The organism is Agrobacterium sp. CGMCC 11546, from assembly GCF_013365515.1.
GTDB lineage: Bacteria > Pseudomonadota > Alphaproteobacteria > Rhizobiales > Rhizobiaceae > Agrobacterium > Agrobacterium fabrum.
Genome location: NZ_CP047387.1, coordinates 328,011 through 343,721 on the forward strand (window position 1 = coordinate 328,011; position 15,711 = coordinate 343,721).

Below are 15,711 nucleotides of genomic sequence, written 5' to 3' on the forward strand. Positions count from 1 at the left end.
CCGCAATGTTCTGGCCGATGATCGCCCATGCCTTTCTCGTCTTCATTCTTTATGCGCTGCTTTTACACCGGCGCAAAAACCACACGCTCACCAGCAGAGAGGCGGTGACCCAGTACCGCGAAAGAGGCGAGGAGGGGCAGGCCAGCTACCTCGTCAACAGGAACATCGCCAATCAGTTCGAGCTTCCAGTTCTCTTCCACGCCATCTGCCTGCTGCTTTACATCACCGACGCGGACAATGTGGTGACCGTCGTTCTGGCCTGGCTTTTTGTGATCTCCCGTTATGCGCATTCCTATGTGCATGTGACCAGCAACCGGCTGCGCTATCGTGCGCCGCTGTTCGGCATCGGCTTTGCGCTGCTGGTCTGCCTGTGGGGTTGGCTCGCCATATGGTTGGCGCTCGAGTAACGCGGCACCGTCAGGTTGCTTCATAAGTGAGACAATCCAGCATCGCAAAATGCTTCGATTTGCGATGGGTCAATTCCATGACGCTCCATCCCCGTTAATCTCTGCCTGCCGTCGAGGATTTCAGGCGAGCAGAGATTAGGGAGTATGTCATGACTAAAACAATGAAGGCGGCGGTTGTCCGCGCATTTGGAAAACCGCTGACCATCGAGGAAGTGGCGATACCGGATCCCGGCCCCGGTGAAATTCTCATCAACTACAAGGCGACGGGCGTTTGCCACACCGACCTGCACGCCGCAACGGGCGATTGGCCGGTCAAGCCCAACCCGCCCTTCATTCCCGGACATGAAGGTGCAGGTTACGTCGCCAAGATCGGCGCTGGCGTCACCGGCATCAAGGAGGGCGACCGCGCCGGCACGCCCTGGCTCTACACCGCCTGCGGATGCTGCATTCCCTGCCGTACCGGCTGGGAAACCCTGTGCCCGAGCCAGAAGAACTCAGGTTATTCCGTCAACGGCAGCTTTGCCGAATATGGACTTGCCGATCCGAAATTTGTCGGCCGCCTGCCTGACAATCTCGATTTTGGCCCGGCCGCACCGGTGCTCTGCGCCGGTGTCACGGTCTATAAGGGCTTGAAGGAAACCGAAGTCAGGCCCGGTGAATGGGTGGTCATTTCAGGCATTGGCGGGCTTGGCCACATGGCCGTGCAATATGCGAAAGCCATGGGCATGCATGTGGTTGCCGCCGATATTTTCGACGACAAGCTGGCGCTTGCCAAAAAGCTAGGAGCCGACGTCGTCGTCAACGGCCGCGCGCCTGACGCGGTGGAGCAAGTGCAGAAGGCAACCGGCGGGGTCCATGGCGCGCTGGTGACGGCGGTTTCGCCGAAAGCCATGGAGCAGGCTTATGGCTTTCTGCGCTCCAAGGGCACGATGGCGCTTGTCGGTCTGCCGCCGGGCTTCATTTCCATTCCGGTGTTCGATACGGTGCTGAAGCGCATCACGGTGCGTGGCTCCATCGTCGGCACGCGGCAGGATCTGGAGGAGGCGTTGACCTTCGCCGGTGAAGGCAAGGTGGCCGCCCATTTCTCGTGGGACAAGCTCGAAAACATCAATGATATCTTCCATCGCATGGAAGAGGGCAAGATCGACGGCCGTATCGTCGTGGATCTCGCCGCCTGACGTCAAACCCGGTTGCGGCGCTCACGCAAATGTGTGGCGCCGCTTCCGCCCGCCTTGTTCCGCGAAGGGCGATCTGCGTTATCCTCCTTTCGCATCCGGGTTCAAGGAGGAAAGAGCGATGGACAAGCCCAAGATTACGCAGGCCATGATCGACGCTTACGATGAATATACCCATCTCAGCCTCGACCGCCGCAAGTTCATGGAAAAGCTCAGCCTGCTTGCCGGCTCCGGTGCGGCCGCGGCGGCAATCGCACCGCTGCTTTCGGCCAACAGCGCCCACGCGGCCATCGTCGCGCCTGACGATGCGGGCATTGTCGCGGAGGACGTGACCTATCCAGCACCAGGCGGTGAGATGAAAGGCTATCTCGTCACACCGAAATCGGTGTCTGGCCCGATCGGTTCCGTCATCGTCATCCATGAAAACCGCGGTCTGAACGACCATATCCGCGATGTGGCAAGGCGCGTGGCGCTTGCCGGTTTCCGGGCGCTGGCGGTCGATTTCCTCTCGCCGCAGGGCGGAACGCCCTCGGATGAGGATAAGGCACGGGAAATGTTCAGCGGGCTCGACATGGAGGCAACCGTTGCCAATGCCGAAGCGGGCCGGGTGTGGCTCGCGGCAAGGCAGGGCGCGAATGGCAAGGTCGGTGCGGTCGGTTTCTGCTGGGGCGGCGGGCTGGTCAATCGTTTCGCCACCAAATCGGCGGGGCTCAGTGCCGGCGTCGCCTATTACGGCCAGCAACCGCCGGCGGCTGACGTTCCTGGTATCAAGGCGCCATTGCTTTTGCACTATGCGGGTCTCGACGAGCGCATCAATGCCGGTATCGACGCCTATAAGAAGGCGCTGGAGGCAAACGGCAAAACCTTTGAAATCTTCGTTTATGACGGCGTCAACCATGCTTTCAATAACAATACGTCATCGGCGCGCTACGACAAGGCAGCGGCCGATCTAGCCTGGGGGCGGACGACGGATTTCTTCAAAAAATATCTGGCGTAAATCTTCAGGTTCAGCCTCCCATGGTACAGCTTTTCCGGAGATGGAAAGGCTTCACCATGGGCCAAACATGGCATTGCGGTTTGCGCCAGCTTTCGGGGCGAAGCAAACCAAAGCCTGCCTCAGACGCGCAATTCCTGAAACTGAACGACGACGCGCAAACCGGGATTGTTGTCCGCAAGCGTTACGATGGCACCGTGTAATTCCGCTATGGCTTTGACAAGGCTCAGGCCGAGCCCGGATCCCGCCGTGGTTCTACTTTTCTCAACGCGATAGAACCGGTCGAACACCTGCGCCCGGTCTTCATCTGATATGCCTGGTCCGTTATCAGCGATATCTAGCAGGACCCGTCCATCCTGGCGCGATACGCCGAGCGAAATGCTTGACCCGGCGGGGGTGTGCCGCATGGCGTTGGACAACAGGTTCGCCAGCAATTGGCGAATGAGATCAGGATCGCCATTGATCCGGCAGCCGCTCGCGACACCGCGCATCGACAGCTCATAGCCCTCCTCTTCCGCAATAACCTCATAGGTTTCGTAGATGTCGCCGACGACGTCGCATAGATCGAAGGCGATGAAGCGGGCGGTCCTGCTCCGCGCTTCGATCTGGGCGATCCGTAGAAGAGCATCGAACGTATTTGCAATGGATTGCAGTTCTTCAAGCGCGGTTTCGACTCCGATCCTCATTTCGTCAACCGTGTGCGCATTGAGCGCGTCTTCCAGTACCAGGAATGTGCGGCCGATTGGGGTCTTGAGGTCATGGGCGACGTCGATCGTCACCTGCTTCAATGCCGCGACGCTGGAGTCCAGTCTTGCCAGTGCCACATTGATTTCCGCTGACAATATGTCGATTTCATCCATACGCGACGACACCGGAAGTCGTCGCGAAAGCTCGCCATGTCCGATAGCGTGGGCGATTTGCGCCAGCGACGAGATACGGTGGCGCGTTCGATACGCCAATATGGCGGCTCCCGCCATGCCTACGGAAAGAACGATCGCGGTCGCACATCCGAAACTGATGAGAACGATACGGGCCAGTTCATCCGTGTCCCCGGAATTGATCCCCACCACGAGAGTGTTCGGCCCCAAAGGACCGCTGAAAAGCTTGTAGTGGGACGCACTGCCGTGATGGTCGTCAGGTTCAAGGATCGAATAGCCGGATGGGACGTTCGAAAATCGATTGCTGCCCGCAAGCAGTTGTCCGGCGGGGTTGCGCAAGGCGTAGATGGTCTCCTGCCCCCTGATGGCGAGGCCGTGATTGTCGATCATGTCCACGGCGCCCTGAAGGCCGCGTGCTTCGAAGGCCGATGCGATCTCGCGGTAACGCTCCTGGACATTGGCGTTCAGGCGTTCATCAAGGAAGCGCACGACCATCTGATAGGCCGTGATGTTCGCGCCAAGCGATGCGGTTACAAACAGGACGATGTAGATGATCGCCAGTCTGACGGCAGTGCTCTTCAGAAAGCTAGCGCCGGGCATGAAGCGTATAGCCCGTGTTTTTGACGGTATGCAGAAGTGGCTGATCAAACGGTTTGTCGATTTTCGCCCTCAGCCGGCTGATGTGCGTTTCCACGACGGAGCTCTGCGGATCGAAATTGAAGTTCCAGATTTTCTCGAGAAACATCGTTTTCGTCAGGATTCGACCTTCGTTACGCATGAGCAGTTCCAGAAGCGAGAACTCGCGTGGCAGCAGATCAATCCGCTGTCCTCCGCGCGATGTTGTTCTGGTGACAAGGTTCATTTCGAGGTCGCCGACACGCAGGCGCGTCTTCTCCGTGGTGATGGGCGGTCGACGGACGAGAGCATTGATTCTCGCCGTCAGTTCAGAAAAAGCGAAGGGCTTTACCAGATAGTCGTCACCGCCGGCTTCCAGCCCTTCGACACGGTCATCCACACCGCTCATCGCTGTCAGAAAAAGGATGGGTATGCGTATCGAGGCCGCGCGCAGGCTCTTGACCAGATTAAGGCCGTCGAGTCCGGGGATCATGCGGTCCACGATGGCGACGTCGTATCCTCCGTCGAGGCCGGCAGCCAGCGCCTCACGCCCGTCCTTTACCCAGTCAACTATGTGGCCGGCGGAGGCAAGTCCCTTTGTAACATAGTTCCCGGTTGTATTATCGTCTTCTACAAGAAGTATTTTCATGGGCGATGACGTTGTCTTAAATACAGTTCTTAAAGATCACACCGCTTCTGCTCACGCCGCAAATCGGGCTTTCTTGCGGCAGTTAAGGCATTGGCGGGTTTACAAATTTGTATAGTCGGCGACAGGCGGCTGAAAAACCGGCGTTTTACTTTCACCGTGCTGCAAGTCGCAGTGTTACCTGTTACGAGGATCAAGACAATGATCAAAAATATCGCCATCGCCGCCTTCGCCCTGGTCGCCGCAACCTCGGTCGCTTCTGCAAACGGCCTTCTCAGCGACTCTGCTCCGCCCGTCGCCAAAATCACCGAAAACCACGGCAAGCCGGGCGATACCGCGGTCTCCGTCTCCAACCCGGAGGTTACCTACCGTGTCCTGAAAAACGGCATGGTCGAACGCACGAACAGCCGTTTCGACACGACGACGTACGTCGACCCGACGGCCGTGCTTCGCGATAGAAATCGCCGTTAACCGCCGTGACGATGTCAAGCTCGGCGGTCAGCGACCGCCGAGCTTATGAGTGCGCAGAAGAGTGGGTCATCCCATGCGGCAAGGCGACTATTCAGCTTTGCCGCGCTTCAGATGCTCATCGAGCCGCGGCATGATTTCCACGAAGTTGCAGGGCAGGTGGCGATAGTCGAGCTGGGCCTTGAGGATACCATCCCAGGCATCCTTGCAGGCGCCGGGAGAGCCGGGCAGCACGAAGATGAAGGTGGCATTGGCCACTCCGCCGGTCGCGCGTGACTGGATGGTGGCGGTGCCGATCTTGTCATAGGAAATGCGATGGAAAAGCGCGGAAAACCCGTCCATGCGCTTTTCGAACAGCGGCTCCAGCGCCTCGGGTGTCACGTCGCGGCCGGTAAAGCCGGTGCCGCCGGTGGTGATGACAACATCCACGCCTTCAGACAACGTCCATTCGCGCACCGTCTCTGCGATCGCCGCCTTGTCGTCCGGCACGATGGCGCGGGCGGCGAGCCTGTGGCCTGCTTCTTCCAGCCTTGCGACGAGCGTGTCGCCGGACTTGTCGTTCTCCAGCGTGCGGCTGTCCGAAACGGTCAGAACCGCAATGCCAAGGGGAATGAAGGGTCTATCGCCTACCATGGCCTTATCCTCGAAATATCCGGCCCTCAAATGGTCCGCGTTGCGTCAAAATACCAGCCGGGACGTTTTTTCCGAAGCGATGTTTCCGCGTTTTTGGCGGCATCGAAGGAATGAAAAATCCCGAAACAGGTTGCCCCGGAACCGGACATGCGGACAAGGGTGGCCCCTTCCTCAGACAGCAACCCGGTCATCTCCCCGATTTCAGGCAGCAGCGCCTGAGCCGGCGGCTGCAGATCGTTGCGGCTTTGGGCGAGAAAATGCATCCAGCCAGTTGTCGCCCAGCCAATCGTCGCAGGTGTGGGCAGGTGCGGATTGACCTTGTTCTGCAATCGCCGGAAAATCTCCGGTGTTGAGACAGCCTTCAGCGGATTGGCCAGAACCATGGAGAGTTCCGGCAAGTCGGTAAGCGCTTCGATGTCCTCGCCGATGCCGCGCGCAATCAGCGGCCGGCTTGCAAGGCACATCGGTACATCCGCGCCCAGTTTCAGTGCGAGAGACTTAAGCTTTTCCGGTGCAATCGCGGCACCCCAGTGCCGCAGAAGCCCCCGCAGCGTTGCAGCGGCATCCGCCGAGCCGCCACCGATGCCCGAAGCAACCGGCAGGTTCTTTTCCAAGTGAATGTCGACCGGGCGGGTGGGCTGGCCTGTCGACGCAAGAGCATCGCGCAAGATGTCTCGGGCGCGGGTGACGAGGTTATCGCCGCTATCGCCGGCACTTAGAAGGTCGCCGAAGGGGCCGGAAATGGAAAAACTGTCGGTGGCGGCGTCGCGAATGCGGATCATGTCGCCGGCTGCGGTGAATGTCACCAGCGTTTCAAGCAGATGGTAGCCATCCGCCCGCTGACCGGTGACATGCAGCGCCAGATTGATCTTGGCCGGGGCCGCCTCGATTGTTTCGGTGGCCCCAGAAACCTCATGCAGGCGCATGCCGCGTCAGGATTTCTTGTCCGGCGTTGAGGTCGCCGGTGCCGGAGGGGCCGGCGGTTGCGGCGCCACGTCCTTCTTGGCGGTGTTTTCAGCGTCCTTTTCGACAGGCGGCAGGCCGTTGGCGATTTTTTCCTTCACCTTGGCCTTGTCCACATCGTCATTGTCGCCGATGAGCGCGCGGTTCCACTGATAAACCGCCTCGATCTTGCGGCCCACGCGCCAATAGGCATCGCCCAGATGGTCGTTGATGGTGGGATCGCCAGCCTTGAGCTCGATGGCGCGCTCCAGTTCCGTCACGGATTGATCGAAGTCGCCGAGGCGATAATGCGCCCAGCCGAGCGAATCGACGATATAGCCGTCATTCGGGCGAAGCTCGACGGCGCGGCTGATCATCTTCATGCCTTCATCGAGATTGATGCCCTTGTCCACCCAGGAATAACCCAGATAGTTCAGAACCTGCGGCTGCTCGGGGTTCAGTTCCAGCGCCCGCTTGAAATTTGGCTCGGCCTTGTCCCATTGCTTCAGCCGCTCATAGGCAATGCCGCGCTGGAAGAAGACGGACCAGTCGGACTTCTGCGGCACTGCGCCGATGACTTCAACCGCCTTGTCGTAGTTCTCGGCCATCGCCTTGTAGTCCTTGGCGTCGGAAAGCACGCTGCCATAGGCGAGATAGGAACGGATGTCCTTCGGGTCGGATTCGAGCAGCGACAGAAGATGCTTGCGCGACTCTTCCACCTTGCCGGTCTGCGCGAGCGTCAGTCCGAGCTGCAGCTCGGAGATGCGGTGCATCGGCGAATCCTTCGGGACTTCGCGATAGAAGGTGATGGCGCGCTCAGGCTGTTTCATCGCTTCGGCAAGGCCGCCGAGAAGGATGAGCGTATCCGGGCTCTTCGGGTCAAGGGCACGCGAGGTTTGCAGATAAAGGGTCACGATCTCTTCGGCGCCTTCGCGGTTCAACGCGCCGGCGATCGAGAACATGACGCTGGCCGCACCCTCCACGGCATTGGTGATCTGCTGCTCCGGCTTTTCACCCTTTTCTATCGCTTCACGAAGCGCTTTCAGCGGCGCGTAATTCGGTGCGAAAGTATCACCGACGGCGATCGCATCCAGCGCCTTCTGCTTGTTACCGGCGGAAGCTTCCAGCCGCGCAAGCGCCATGACCGCGCGCATATAGGTATCGGAGGCCGTGGCCCCGCCTTCACGGTCGGTCACGGCTTCGTTCAGGCTCTTGCGCGCGGCTTCGGTATTGCCGGACACCAGGGCGATGGCCGCGGCATTGTATTTCTGGAAGATCGAAATCCAGCCGGGACCCTTCATATTATTGACGAGCGCCAGCGCTTCCTTCGGCTTGCCGGAACCGGCACGCGCCCAGGCGGTCAAAAGCGTGTTGACCATGCGGTCGAGATCGTTCGGACCGGTGTATTTCAGGATCTTCTCGGCCTTGGTGAATTCCTTGTCCTTGATGGCGTCGAGACCGCGAACAATGGTCGTGACGCGCTCCACCGACGTATCGTCCTTCATGGAATCGGCAATTTTCGCGCCGGCCTCGAAGTTGCCGCTCAGAAGTTCGGCAATCATCAGCCGCTGGCGGATTTCCGAATTGGCCGGATCATATTCCAGCGCCTTCTTGTAGAGCGAAATCGCAGTCGGATAATCCTGATCGACATCGGCATTGCGCCCGGCGAGGAAAGCGCCGGAGAAGGTGTTGACCTTGCCGGGATCGAAGGTAACGGCTTTATCTTCCGGTTTCGCCTTTGTCTCCGCAAAGCCGGGGCTTGCACCCGCGCCGATTGCGAGAGCGGCGGCAAGAGCCGCGCTGCAGAGAAGACGAAGTGCTGGTTTACGCCGCATGAGGGAACCTTTGCCTTTGTGCGAATGCACGGAAAAATCAGTTTCCATTGTTTGGTCACGATAGAATGGCTTTTTTGAAGCAACCCCGCAAGAAATTATGGCCCGTGCCACAATCACGCCTTGCGGAGAAACCATCCCGGAACGTCGGGCGGATGGGCCTGTCCATCCGCCTTTTGCCTAGGGCTTGAGCGTCAGTTGAGACGCTCGATGCAGAAGTCGATGACCTCGAGAAGCGCATTTTTCCATGGGCTCTGCGGCAACGGCGCAAGCGCGTCACGGGCAATCGTGCCGTAATGTGTGGCGCGACCGATCGTGTCGCCCAAGCCGTTATACTTGGTGATCAGACCAAGAGCCTTTTCCAGGTTCTCGTCGCTGCTTTCGCCCTTTTCGATGGCGTTGCGCCAGAAGGCGCGCTCATCCTGCGTGCCGCGGCGATAAGACAGGATGACCGGCAGCGTGATCTTGCCCTCGCGGAAATCGTCACCGGTGTTCTTGCCGAGATCGGCGGACTTGCCGCCATAGTCCAGCACGTCGTCGACCAGCTGGAAAGCGAGGCCGAGATTCATGCCATAGGATTTCAGCGCGCTGCGGCTCGCCTTGTCCGTCTTGGCGACAATGGGGCCGACTTCGGCCGCGGCGGCAAAGAGGGCGGCCGTCTTGGCGCGAATCACCTGCAGGTAATCGTCCTCGGTCGTTTCCATGTTCTTGGCGACCGAAAGCTGCAGCACCTCGCCCTCGGCGATGACGGAAGCGGCGGTGGAGAGCACATCCAGCGCATCCAGCGAACCGACATCCACCATCATGCGGAAAGCCTGGCCGAGCAGGAAGTCGCCGACGAGAACGCTCGCCTGGTTGCCCCAGATGGTGCGGGCGGTGGATTTGCCGCGACGCAGATCGCTTTCATCCACCACATCGTCGTGCAGAAGCGTCGCCGTATGCATGAACTCCACGCTGGTCGCGAGCTTGATGTGGTTATCGCCCTCGTAACCGAACATCGAGGCCGAGGCGAGCGTCAGCATCGGCCGCAGGCGTTTGCCGCCGGAGGAGATAAGATGGTTGGCCACCTCGGGTATCATCTGGACATCGGAACCGGCCCTGGAAAGGATGAGCTGGTTCACCCGTTCCATGTCGGGACGGGTCAGGTCGACAAGCGGCTTGACGGATGCGAGTTTGTTTTTGCTTTCTTCAAGCGGTATGACGACGCCCAAGGGACAGGACTCCAGTTCGAATTTGAACTCGACAATAAAAACTGATGCCTTGTGCGGCAAGGGGCGAATTGCCGCTAGCCATTCAAAAAGATGGGAATTTAGGTCTATCCATGCGTGAACTGATCCGTACCAACGATGCCGTGCTTCTTTCCTTCGCTGAAAGCCTGATGAAGGACGCCGGCATTCATTGCCTCATAGCTGATCAGGCGATGAGCATTCTGGAGGGATCGCTCGGCCTTTTGCCGCGACGGTTCCTGGTGGAAGAAGATCGCGCCGGTGAGGCCCGCCGCATTCTCGTCGATGCCGGGCTGGGGGACGAGTTGCGCAACGAAGAGGCTTGAGCGGCGGTGGGCGACGGTATTTCCGAAACGATCGACGCCTTTCACCGGGGTCGGTTTCACATCATCCAGCCGAAGGGCAGGGGGCACCGGGCGGGCATGGACGCCATGCTTCTGGCGTCGTTGGTGGCGGATGACCGCGCCTGCCGGATCGCCGATCTCGGCGCTGGTGCCGGTGCTGCTGGCATGGCGGTGGCGGCGCGGCTCGAAAAGGCCGAGGTAACACTCTACGAGCGCTCCCCGGAAATGGCGGAATTTGCCCGCCGCAGTCTCGAATTGCCTGACAATGCCGCTTTTTCGGCCCGCATCGAGGTTCTCGAAGCCGATGTGACGCTGCGGGCGAAAGCCCGTGTCGACGCCGGATTGCCTGATGAGCATTTCCATCACGTCATCATGAACCCGCCCTATAATGACGCGGGCGACCGCCGCACGCCGGATGCCCTGAAGGCCGAGGCGCACGCCATGACGGAGGGCCTGTTCGAGGACTGGATCAGGACCGCGAGCGCGATCATGGTTTCAGGCGGACAGCTTTCCCTGATTTCACGGCCGCAATCGGTGGCGGAGATAATCGCCGCCTGTGGCAGTCGGTTCGGCGGCATCGAGATCACTCTCATCCATCCCCGCCCCGGCGAGGATGCGGTGCGCATGCTTGTCACGGCCATCAAGGGATCGCGCGCACGGCTCACTTTCCGCGCGCCGCTCATCATGCACGAGACCGGCAGCCATGCCTTCACGCCCTTCGTGGATGACCTCAATAATGGCCGCGCTGCCTATGCGCGCAATGTAAGGGCGATCCGAACGGCGTCATAAATATCGTTGCAGCGCCATTCGCAAACCATTGCGTTTTGCCGGGCGATACATACATCCGTGACAACAAGATAATTGACGCGAGGATTGATTGGTGGGTTTTCTGAAGCATCTGGTGCCGAAACGCTTTCGCAAAAAAGAGCTCGTCATACCCGTCGTGCGCATGCAGGGCGCGATCATGGCCGGCGGCAACCAGTTCCGCCCCGCCCTCAATCTCGCCTCCTACGCGCCGCTGCTTGAAAAGGCCTTTGCCGTCAAGGACGCCCCGGCGGTTGCCATCTCGCTGAATTCACCCGGCGGCTCGCCGGTGCAGGCGCGGATGATCTATAATCGTATCCGCCAGCTTGCCGAGGAAAAGGACAAGAAGGTCCTGATCTTCGTGGAAGACGTGGCTGCCTCCGGTGGCTACATGATTGCGCTTGCTGGCGACGAGATCATCGCCGACCCCACCTCCATCGTCGGTTCGATCGGCGTAGTATCCGGCGGCTTCGGTTTTCCGGAAATGCTGCGGAAGATCGGCGTGGAGCGCCGCGTCTATACCGCTGGCGAAAACAAGGTCATCCTCGATCCGTTCCAGCCGGAAAAGGAAGGTGATATCGATTACCTGAAGTCCTTGCAGGTCGAAATCCACAATGTCTTCATTGATATGGTCAAGATGCGCCGGGGCTCGAAGCTGAAAGGCGACGACGCACTCTTTTCCGGCCTGTTCTGGACCGGCATGCGTGGCCTCGACCTCGGCCTGGTTGACGGGCTGGGCGACATGCGCGAGGTTCTGCGCCGCCGTTACGGGACAAAGGTCAAGCTTCAACTCGTCAGCGGCGGGCGTTCGCTGTTCGGCAAAAAAGTGCCTGGCGTGAATGCGGCGCTCGGCCTCAATGCTGAAAGGCTCGCGGCAGGCGCCGTCTCGGGTCTTGCGGAGGTTGCCGAAGAAAAGGCATTGTGGTCGCGTTTCGGTCTATGATGTCGCAGGAATAAGGCCTTATGGCGCAGCTCATTACAATTCTTCTTCTGCTGGTGGGGTCCATCATCCTCTATCGCCGCTTTGTTCGCGATGCGGAAAAGCTGTCGGCAAAATCGAAACAGCGCGAAAAGGAACGCGAGACCGGCGCCATCGGCACGCTGATCAAGGACCCGGATACCGGCGAATACCGGGTGAAGCGCGAGGATGAGGCGTAAGGCTGCGGCTTTACGCATAAAACCTTGACCCCCACGCCATGCCGTGGCACCAGTCCGCATCCGAAGTAAGTCACTGCTTACTTGTCCTCCTAACGCCGCGATGACTGAAATGACCGATATTCCCGACCATATGAACCCGAAGCGTTCCTTTCAGGCACTGATCCTGACGCTGCACAATTACTGGGCCGACAAGGGCTGCGCGGTGCTGCAGCCCTACGATATGGAAGTGGGTGCGGGCACGTTTCATCCGGCCACGACGCTGCGCGCGCTGGGCCCCAAGCCGTGGAAGGCCGCCTATGTGCAGCCGTCGCGTCGTCCTTCTGACGGTCGTTACGGGGAAAACCCCAACCGGTTGCAGCACTATTACCAGTATCAGGTCATTCTGAAGCCCAACCCGTCCAACCTGCAGGAACTCTATCTCGGCTCGCTGAAGGCGATCGGCCTCGATCCACTGCTGCATGATGTGCGCTTCGTTGAGGACGACTGGGAAAGCCCGACACTCGGCGCCTGGGGTCTTGGCTGGGAATGCTGGTGCGACGGCATGGAAGTGTCGCAATTCACCTATTTCCAGCAGGTCTGCGGCATCGAATGCTCGCCGGTCGCGGGCGAGCTGACCTATGGTCTGGAGCGTCTGGCCATGTATGTTCAGGGCGTCGACAATGTCTACGACTTGAACTTCAACGGTCGCGAGGGCGAAGAGAAGATTTCCTATGGCGACGTCTTCCTACAGGCCGAGCAGGAATATTCCCGTCACAACTTCGAATTTGCCGATACATCAATGCTGCATCGCCATTTCATCGATGCGGAAAAGGAATGCCTGGCGCTTCTCGCTGCCGGCGCGCCTGGTGACAATGATAATCAGCGCCTGCACAAATGCGTGTTCCCGGCCTATGACCAGTGCATCAAGGCCAGCCACATTTTTAATCTTCTCAATGCTCGGGGCGTGATCTCGGTCACGGAGCGTGAGAGGTATATCGCGCGGGTACGTGACTTGGCGAAAGCCTGCGGCGAAGCCTTCCTGCTGACGGATGCCGGCGGGCTGAACTGGAACAGGGCCGCCTGATTTTCGAGGGCAGTTTCACGCCAAAGTTTCAATAAATTTGAAAGGCCGTTCTTGACGGCCTTTTATTTTGTGTTGATTGTTCCAGGGAAAAATCAGCATGGATTTGATTATGAATATTAGAAGCTTACGCTTTTTGCCCGTATTGATGCTCGGATGTCTTCTTAGTAACGCGGCGGCTGCCGAAACAACCGAATGGATGAGCGGCAAGGATGCATTTCCGCGAGCAGATAAGCTGCGGACGTTCGGGATGATCGTTACTCGTATGGATTGCAAGGACAGCGGCCAGCGATCGCTTGATGTCGATAGCGCGCTCGTCCGCATGCACTACACGCGTAACACGAAGATGCTCGACTGGAGAATAGACGGCTGGAACCATCTGCAGGAGAACAAGGACTATTGGGCGGAACGCGGCTAAACGCTTGCCTCTCACACCGTTTTTGTAAGGAAGACATCCGGTCTGCGATTATATTGCGCCGTCTACAATAAATGACGTGGCGCGCTGGTGCGGTTTTCTCTTCCTCGCAAAAAGGGAGAGAATGACCGAAGCCCCATGACTTTGCGGCGATGAGCCGCTATCGTGCGCGCATCGAAGCTGGGAATCGCAATTCATGTTCATCACGCTGGCAATCATCGCGGCAATCGCGCTTTATGTCGTCTTCATCTATAACGGCCTCGTCAAGGCGCGGCAGATGAAGGAAGAGGCGTGGTCGGGCATCGACGTGCAGCTGAAACGCCGCGCCGATCTCATTCCCAACCTCATCGAGACCGTCAAAGGTTATGCCGCGCATGAAAAAACCACCTTCGAGGAGGTGATCGCCATGCGCAACCGGGCGCAGGCCGTGCCGGCGGGTGATGTTGAAGGCCGTGCCCAGGCGGAAGGCCTGCTGTCGCAGGCGCTCGGCAAGCTCTTTGCGCTTGCTGAAGCCTATCCCGATCTGAAAGCCAACACGAACTTTCTGGAATTGCAGCGGTCGCTGGAAACCATCGAAGGCGAACTCCAGATGTCGCGCCGTTATTACAATGGTGCCGCCCGCGATCTCAACGTCAAGGTGGAGAGCTTCCCGTCCAATCTGGTTGCCGGCCAGTTCGGGTTTGCCAAGGCGCCGTATTTCGAGATCGACAACCCGGCCGACCGCGCCGTGCCGACCGTGAAATTCTAAGCACCGGCTCCCAATCTCCCGCCGATATTCCGATAGCCCGGCTCCGTGCCGCATTCTTGACAAGACGACGATCATGATCGAACTGACAATCACCCCGCCCACCCACCCGCTTTCCGGCAAGGTGGAGCCGCCCGGCTCCAAATCCATCACCAACCGCGCGCTTCTCTTGGCCGGCCTCGCCAAGGGCAAAAGCCACTTGTCAGGCGCGCTGAAAAGCGATGATACGCTTTATATGGCCGAAGCTCTGCGGGAGATGGGCGTGAAAGTGACCGAGCCTGATGCCACCACTTTCGTGGTGGAAGGCACGGGCGTTTTGCAGCAGCCGGAAAAGCCGCTTTTCCTTGGCAATGCCGGCACCGCCACTCGGTTCCTTACCGCCGCCGGGGCGCTAGTCGATGGCGCCGTCATCATCGATGGTGACGAACATATGCGCAAACGCCCGATATTGCCGCTGGTGGAGGCGCTGCGGGCTCTCGGCGTGGAAGCGGATGCGCCAACCGGCTGCCCGCCTGTCACCGTCCGTGGCAAGGGTATGGGTTTTCCAAAGGGCAGCGTCACCATCGACGCCAATCTCTCCAGCCAGTATGTGTCGGCACTGTTGATGGCCGCCGCCTGCGGTGACAAGCCCGTGGATATAATCCTGAAGGGTGAGGAAATCGGCGCGAAGGGCTATATCGACCTCACCACATCCGCCATGGAAGCCTTCGGAGCGAAGGTGGAGCGGGTCAGCAACGCCATCTGGCGCGTGCATCCGACCGGTTACACGGCAACCGATTTCCACATCGAGCCGGATGCCTCCGCCGCCACCTATCTCTGGGGCGCGGAGCTTCTGACCGGCGGTGCTATCGATATCGGCACGCCCGCTGACAAATTCACTCAGCCGGATGCCAAGGCTTATGAGGTCATGGCGCAGTTTCCACATCTGCCCGCCGAAATCGACGGTTCGCAGATGCAGGACGCCATTCCAACCATCGCGGTTCTCGCCGCCTTCAACGAGACGCCGGTGCGTTTCGTCGGCATCGCCAACCTGCGCGTCAAGGAATGCGACCGCATCCGCGCCGTCTCGCTCGGCCTCAACGAAATCCGCGAGGGTCTGGCGCATGAAGAGGGTGACGACCTGATCGTACATGCCGATCCGTCGCTCGCCGGGCAGACGGTCGATGCCTCCATCGATACCTTTGCCGATCACCGCATCGCCATGAGTTTTGCACTGGCGGCGCTCAAGATCGGAGGCATCGCCATCCAGAATCCCGCCTGCGTGGCCAAGACCTATCCGGGCTACTGGAAAGCGCTTGCCTCGCTCGGCGTCGACTATACCGAAAAGGAAAGCGCTGCCGAGCCGCAGCACTGAAGCCATTAGGGAGGG

Annotated in this window: 18 protein-coding genes; 12 read left to right on the top strand and 6 right to left on the bottom strand. The window is 59.4% G+C overall.

Annotated elements, in window-relative coordinates; all coding sequences use genetic code 11:
- Positions 1-5: 5 nt before the first annotated feature.
- The 3 genes from GSF67_RS01695 to GSF67_RS01705 all read left to right on the top strand — a co-directional run bounded on the left by GSF67_RS01695 (position 6) and on the right by GSF67_RS01705 (position 2,579).
- Positions 6-407, top strand: a complete 402-nt coding sequence (locus GSF67_RS01695) for an MAPEG family protein (RefSeq protein WP_006313090.1) — start codon at positions 6-8, stop codon at positions 405-407.
- 149 nt (positions 408-556) lie between these two features.
- A complete protein-coding gene (adhP, locus tag GSF67_RS01700; RefSeq protein WP_006313091.1) occupies positions 557-1,585 on the top strand; it encodes an alcohol dehydrogenase AdhP in 1,029 nt (342 codons plus the stop codon).
- Positions 1,586-1,703: 118 nt separating this feature from the next.
- On the top strand, positions 1,704-2,579 hold the full coding sequence (locus tag GSF67_RS01705; protein WP_006313092.1) for a dienelactone hydrolase family protein: 876 nt from the start codon (positions 1,704-1,706) through the stop codon (positions 2,577-2,579).
- A 119-nt stretch (positions 2,580-2,698) separates the two neighbouring features.
- Here GSF67_RS01705 and GSF67_RS01710 read toward each other — a convergent pair whose 3' ends face one another.
- Both GSF67_RS01710 and GSF67_RS01715 read right to left on the bottom strand, forming a co-directional pair.
- A complete protein-coding gene (locus GSF67_RS01710; RefSeq protein ID WP_006313093.1) occupies positions 2,699-4,054 on the bottom strand; it encodes an ATP-binding protein in 1,356 nt (451 codons plus the stop codon).
- Positions 4,041-4,718 carry a response regulator transcription factor gene (locus tag GSF67_RS01715; RefSeq protein WP_006313094.1) on the bottom strand — a complete coding sequence of 226 codons (678 nt, stop codon included), beginning with the start codon at positions 4,716-4,718 and terminating at the stop codon, positions 4,041-4,043. Before GSF67_RS01715 ends, GSF67_RS01710 begins: the two co-directional genes overlap by 14 nt.
- Before the next feature lie 198 nt (positions 4,719-4,916).
- Between GSF67_RS01715 and GSF67_RS01720 the strand changes: the two genes are divergently transcribed.
- Positions 4,917-5,186, top strand: a complete 270-nt coding sequence (locus GSF67_RS01720; RefSeq protein WP_006313095.1) for a hypothetical protein — start codon at positions 4,917-4,919, stop codon at positions 5,184-5,186.
- Between the two features lie 87 nt (positions 5,187-5,273).
- On the opposite strand, the gene moaB is transcribed toward GSF67_RS01720, so the two are convergent.
- The 4 genes from moaB to GSF67_RS01740 all read right to left on the bottom strand — a co-directional run bounded on the left by moaB (position 5,274) and on the right by GSF67_RS01740 (position 9,801).
- A complete protein-coding gene (gene moaB, locus GSF67_RS01725) occupies positions 5,274-5,816 on the bottom strand; it encodes a molybdenum cofactor biosynthesis protein B (protein WP_006313096.1) in 543 nt (180 codons plus the stop codon).
- A gap of 26 nt (positions 5,817-5,842) precedes the next feature.
- Positions 5,843-6,742, bottom strand: a complete 900-nt coding sequence (locus tag GSF67_RS01730) for a 4-(cytidine 5'-diphospho)-2-C-methyl-D-erythritol kinase (RefSeq protein ID WP_006313097.1) — start codon at positions 6,740-6,742, stop codon at positions 5,843-5,845.
- Positions 6,743-6,748: 6 nt separating this feature from the next.
- Positions 6,749-8,593, bottom strand: a complete 1,845-nt coding sequence (locus GSF67_RS01735) for a tetratricopeptide repeat protein (RefSeq protein WP_083815883.1) — start codon at positions 8,591-8,593, stop codon at positions 6,749-6,751.
- A 191-nt stretch (positions 8,594-8,784) separates the two neighbouring features.
- Positions 8,785-9,801 (bottom strand): polyprenyl synthetase family protein, encoded by a 1,017-nt coding sequence (locus tag GSF67_RS01740; protein ID WP_010971026.1) that lies wholly within the window; start codon positions 9,799-9,801, stop codon positions 8,785-8,787.
- 110 nt (positions 9,802-9,911) lie between these two features.
- On the opposite strand from GSF67_RS01740, the gene GSF67_RS01745 reads away from it, so the two are divergent.
- The 8 genes from GSF67_RS01745 to aroA all read left to right on the top strand — a co-directional run bounded on the left by GSF67_RS01745 (position 9,912) and on the right by aroA (position 15,696).
- The gene (locus tag GSF67_RS01745) at positions 9,912-10,142 is read left to right on the top strand and encodes a DUF2007 domain-containing protein (RefSeq protein WP_006313100.1); all 231 of its coding nucleotides are present in this window, start codon (positions 9,912-9,914) and stop codon (positions 10,140-10,142) included.
- Between the two features lie 6 nt (positions 10,143-10,148).
- The gene (locus tag GSF67_RS01750; protein WP_006313101.1) at positions 10,149-10,949 is read left to right on the top strand and encodes a tRNA1(Val) (adenine(37)-N6)-methyltransferase; all 801 of its coding nucleotides are present in this window, start codon (positions 10,149-10,151) and stop codon (positions 10,947-10,949) included.
- Between the two features lie 88 nt (positions 10,950-11,037).
- Positions 11,038-11,907: a S49 family peptidase gene (locus GSF67_RS01755; RefSeq protein ID WP_035215338.1), complete on the top strand. Its 870-nt coding sequence runs from the start codon at positions 11,038-11,040 to the stop codon at positions 11,905-11,907.
- A 20-nt stretch (positions 11,908-11,927) separates the two neighbouring features.
- Complete coding sequence (locus tag GSF67_RS01760) at positions 11,928-12,122, top strand: NfeD family protein (protein WP_006313103.1); 195 nt, start codon at positions 11,928-11,930, stop codon at positions 12,120-12,122.
- Positions 12,123-12,222: 100 nt separating this feature from the next.
- Positions 12,223-13,185 (top strand): glycine--tRNA ligase subunit alpha, encoded by a 963-nt coding sequence (locus GSF67_RS01765; protein WP_006313104.1) that lies wholly within the window; start codon positions 12,223-12,225, stop codon positions 13,183-13,185.
- Positions 13,186-13,432: 247 nt separating this feature from the next.
- A complete protein-coding gene (locus GSF67_RS25990; RefSeq protein ID WP_236762256.1) occupies positions 13,433-13,600 on the top strand; it encodes a hypothetical protein in 168 nt (55 codons plus the stop codon).
- A gap of 193 nt (positions 13,601-13,793) precedes the next feature.
- Positions 13,794-14,345 carry a LemA family protein gene (locus GSF67_RS01775; protein WP_006313108.1) on the top strand — a complete coding sequence of 184 codons (552 nt, stop codon included), beginning with the start codon at positions 13,794-13,796 and terminating at the stop codon, positions 14,343-14,345.
- Between the two features lie 73 nt (positions 14,346-14,418).
- Positions 14,419-15,696, top strand: a complete 1,278-nt coding sequence (gene aroA, locus GSF67_RS01780; RefSeq protein ID WP_006313109.1) for a 3-phosphoshikimate 1-carboxyvinyltransferase — start codon at positions 14,419-14,421, stop codon at positions 15,694-15,696.
- The last annotated feature ends 15 nt before the right edge of the window (positions 15,697-15,711 follow it).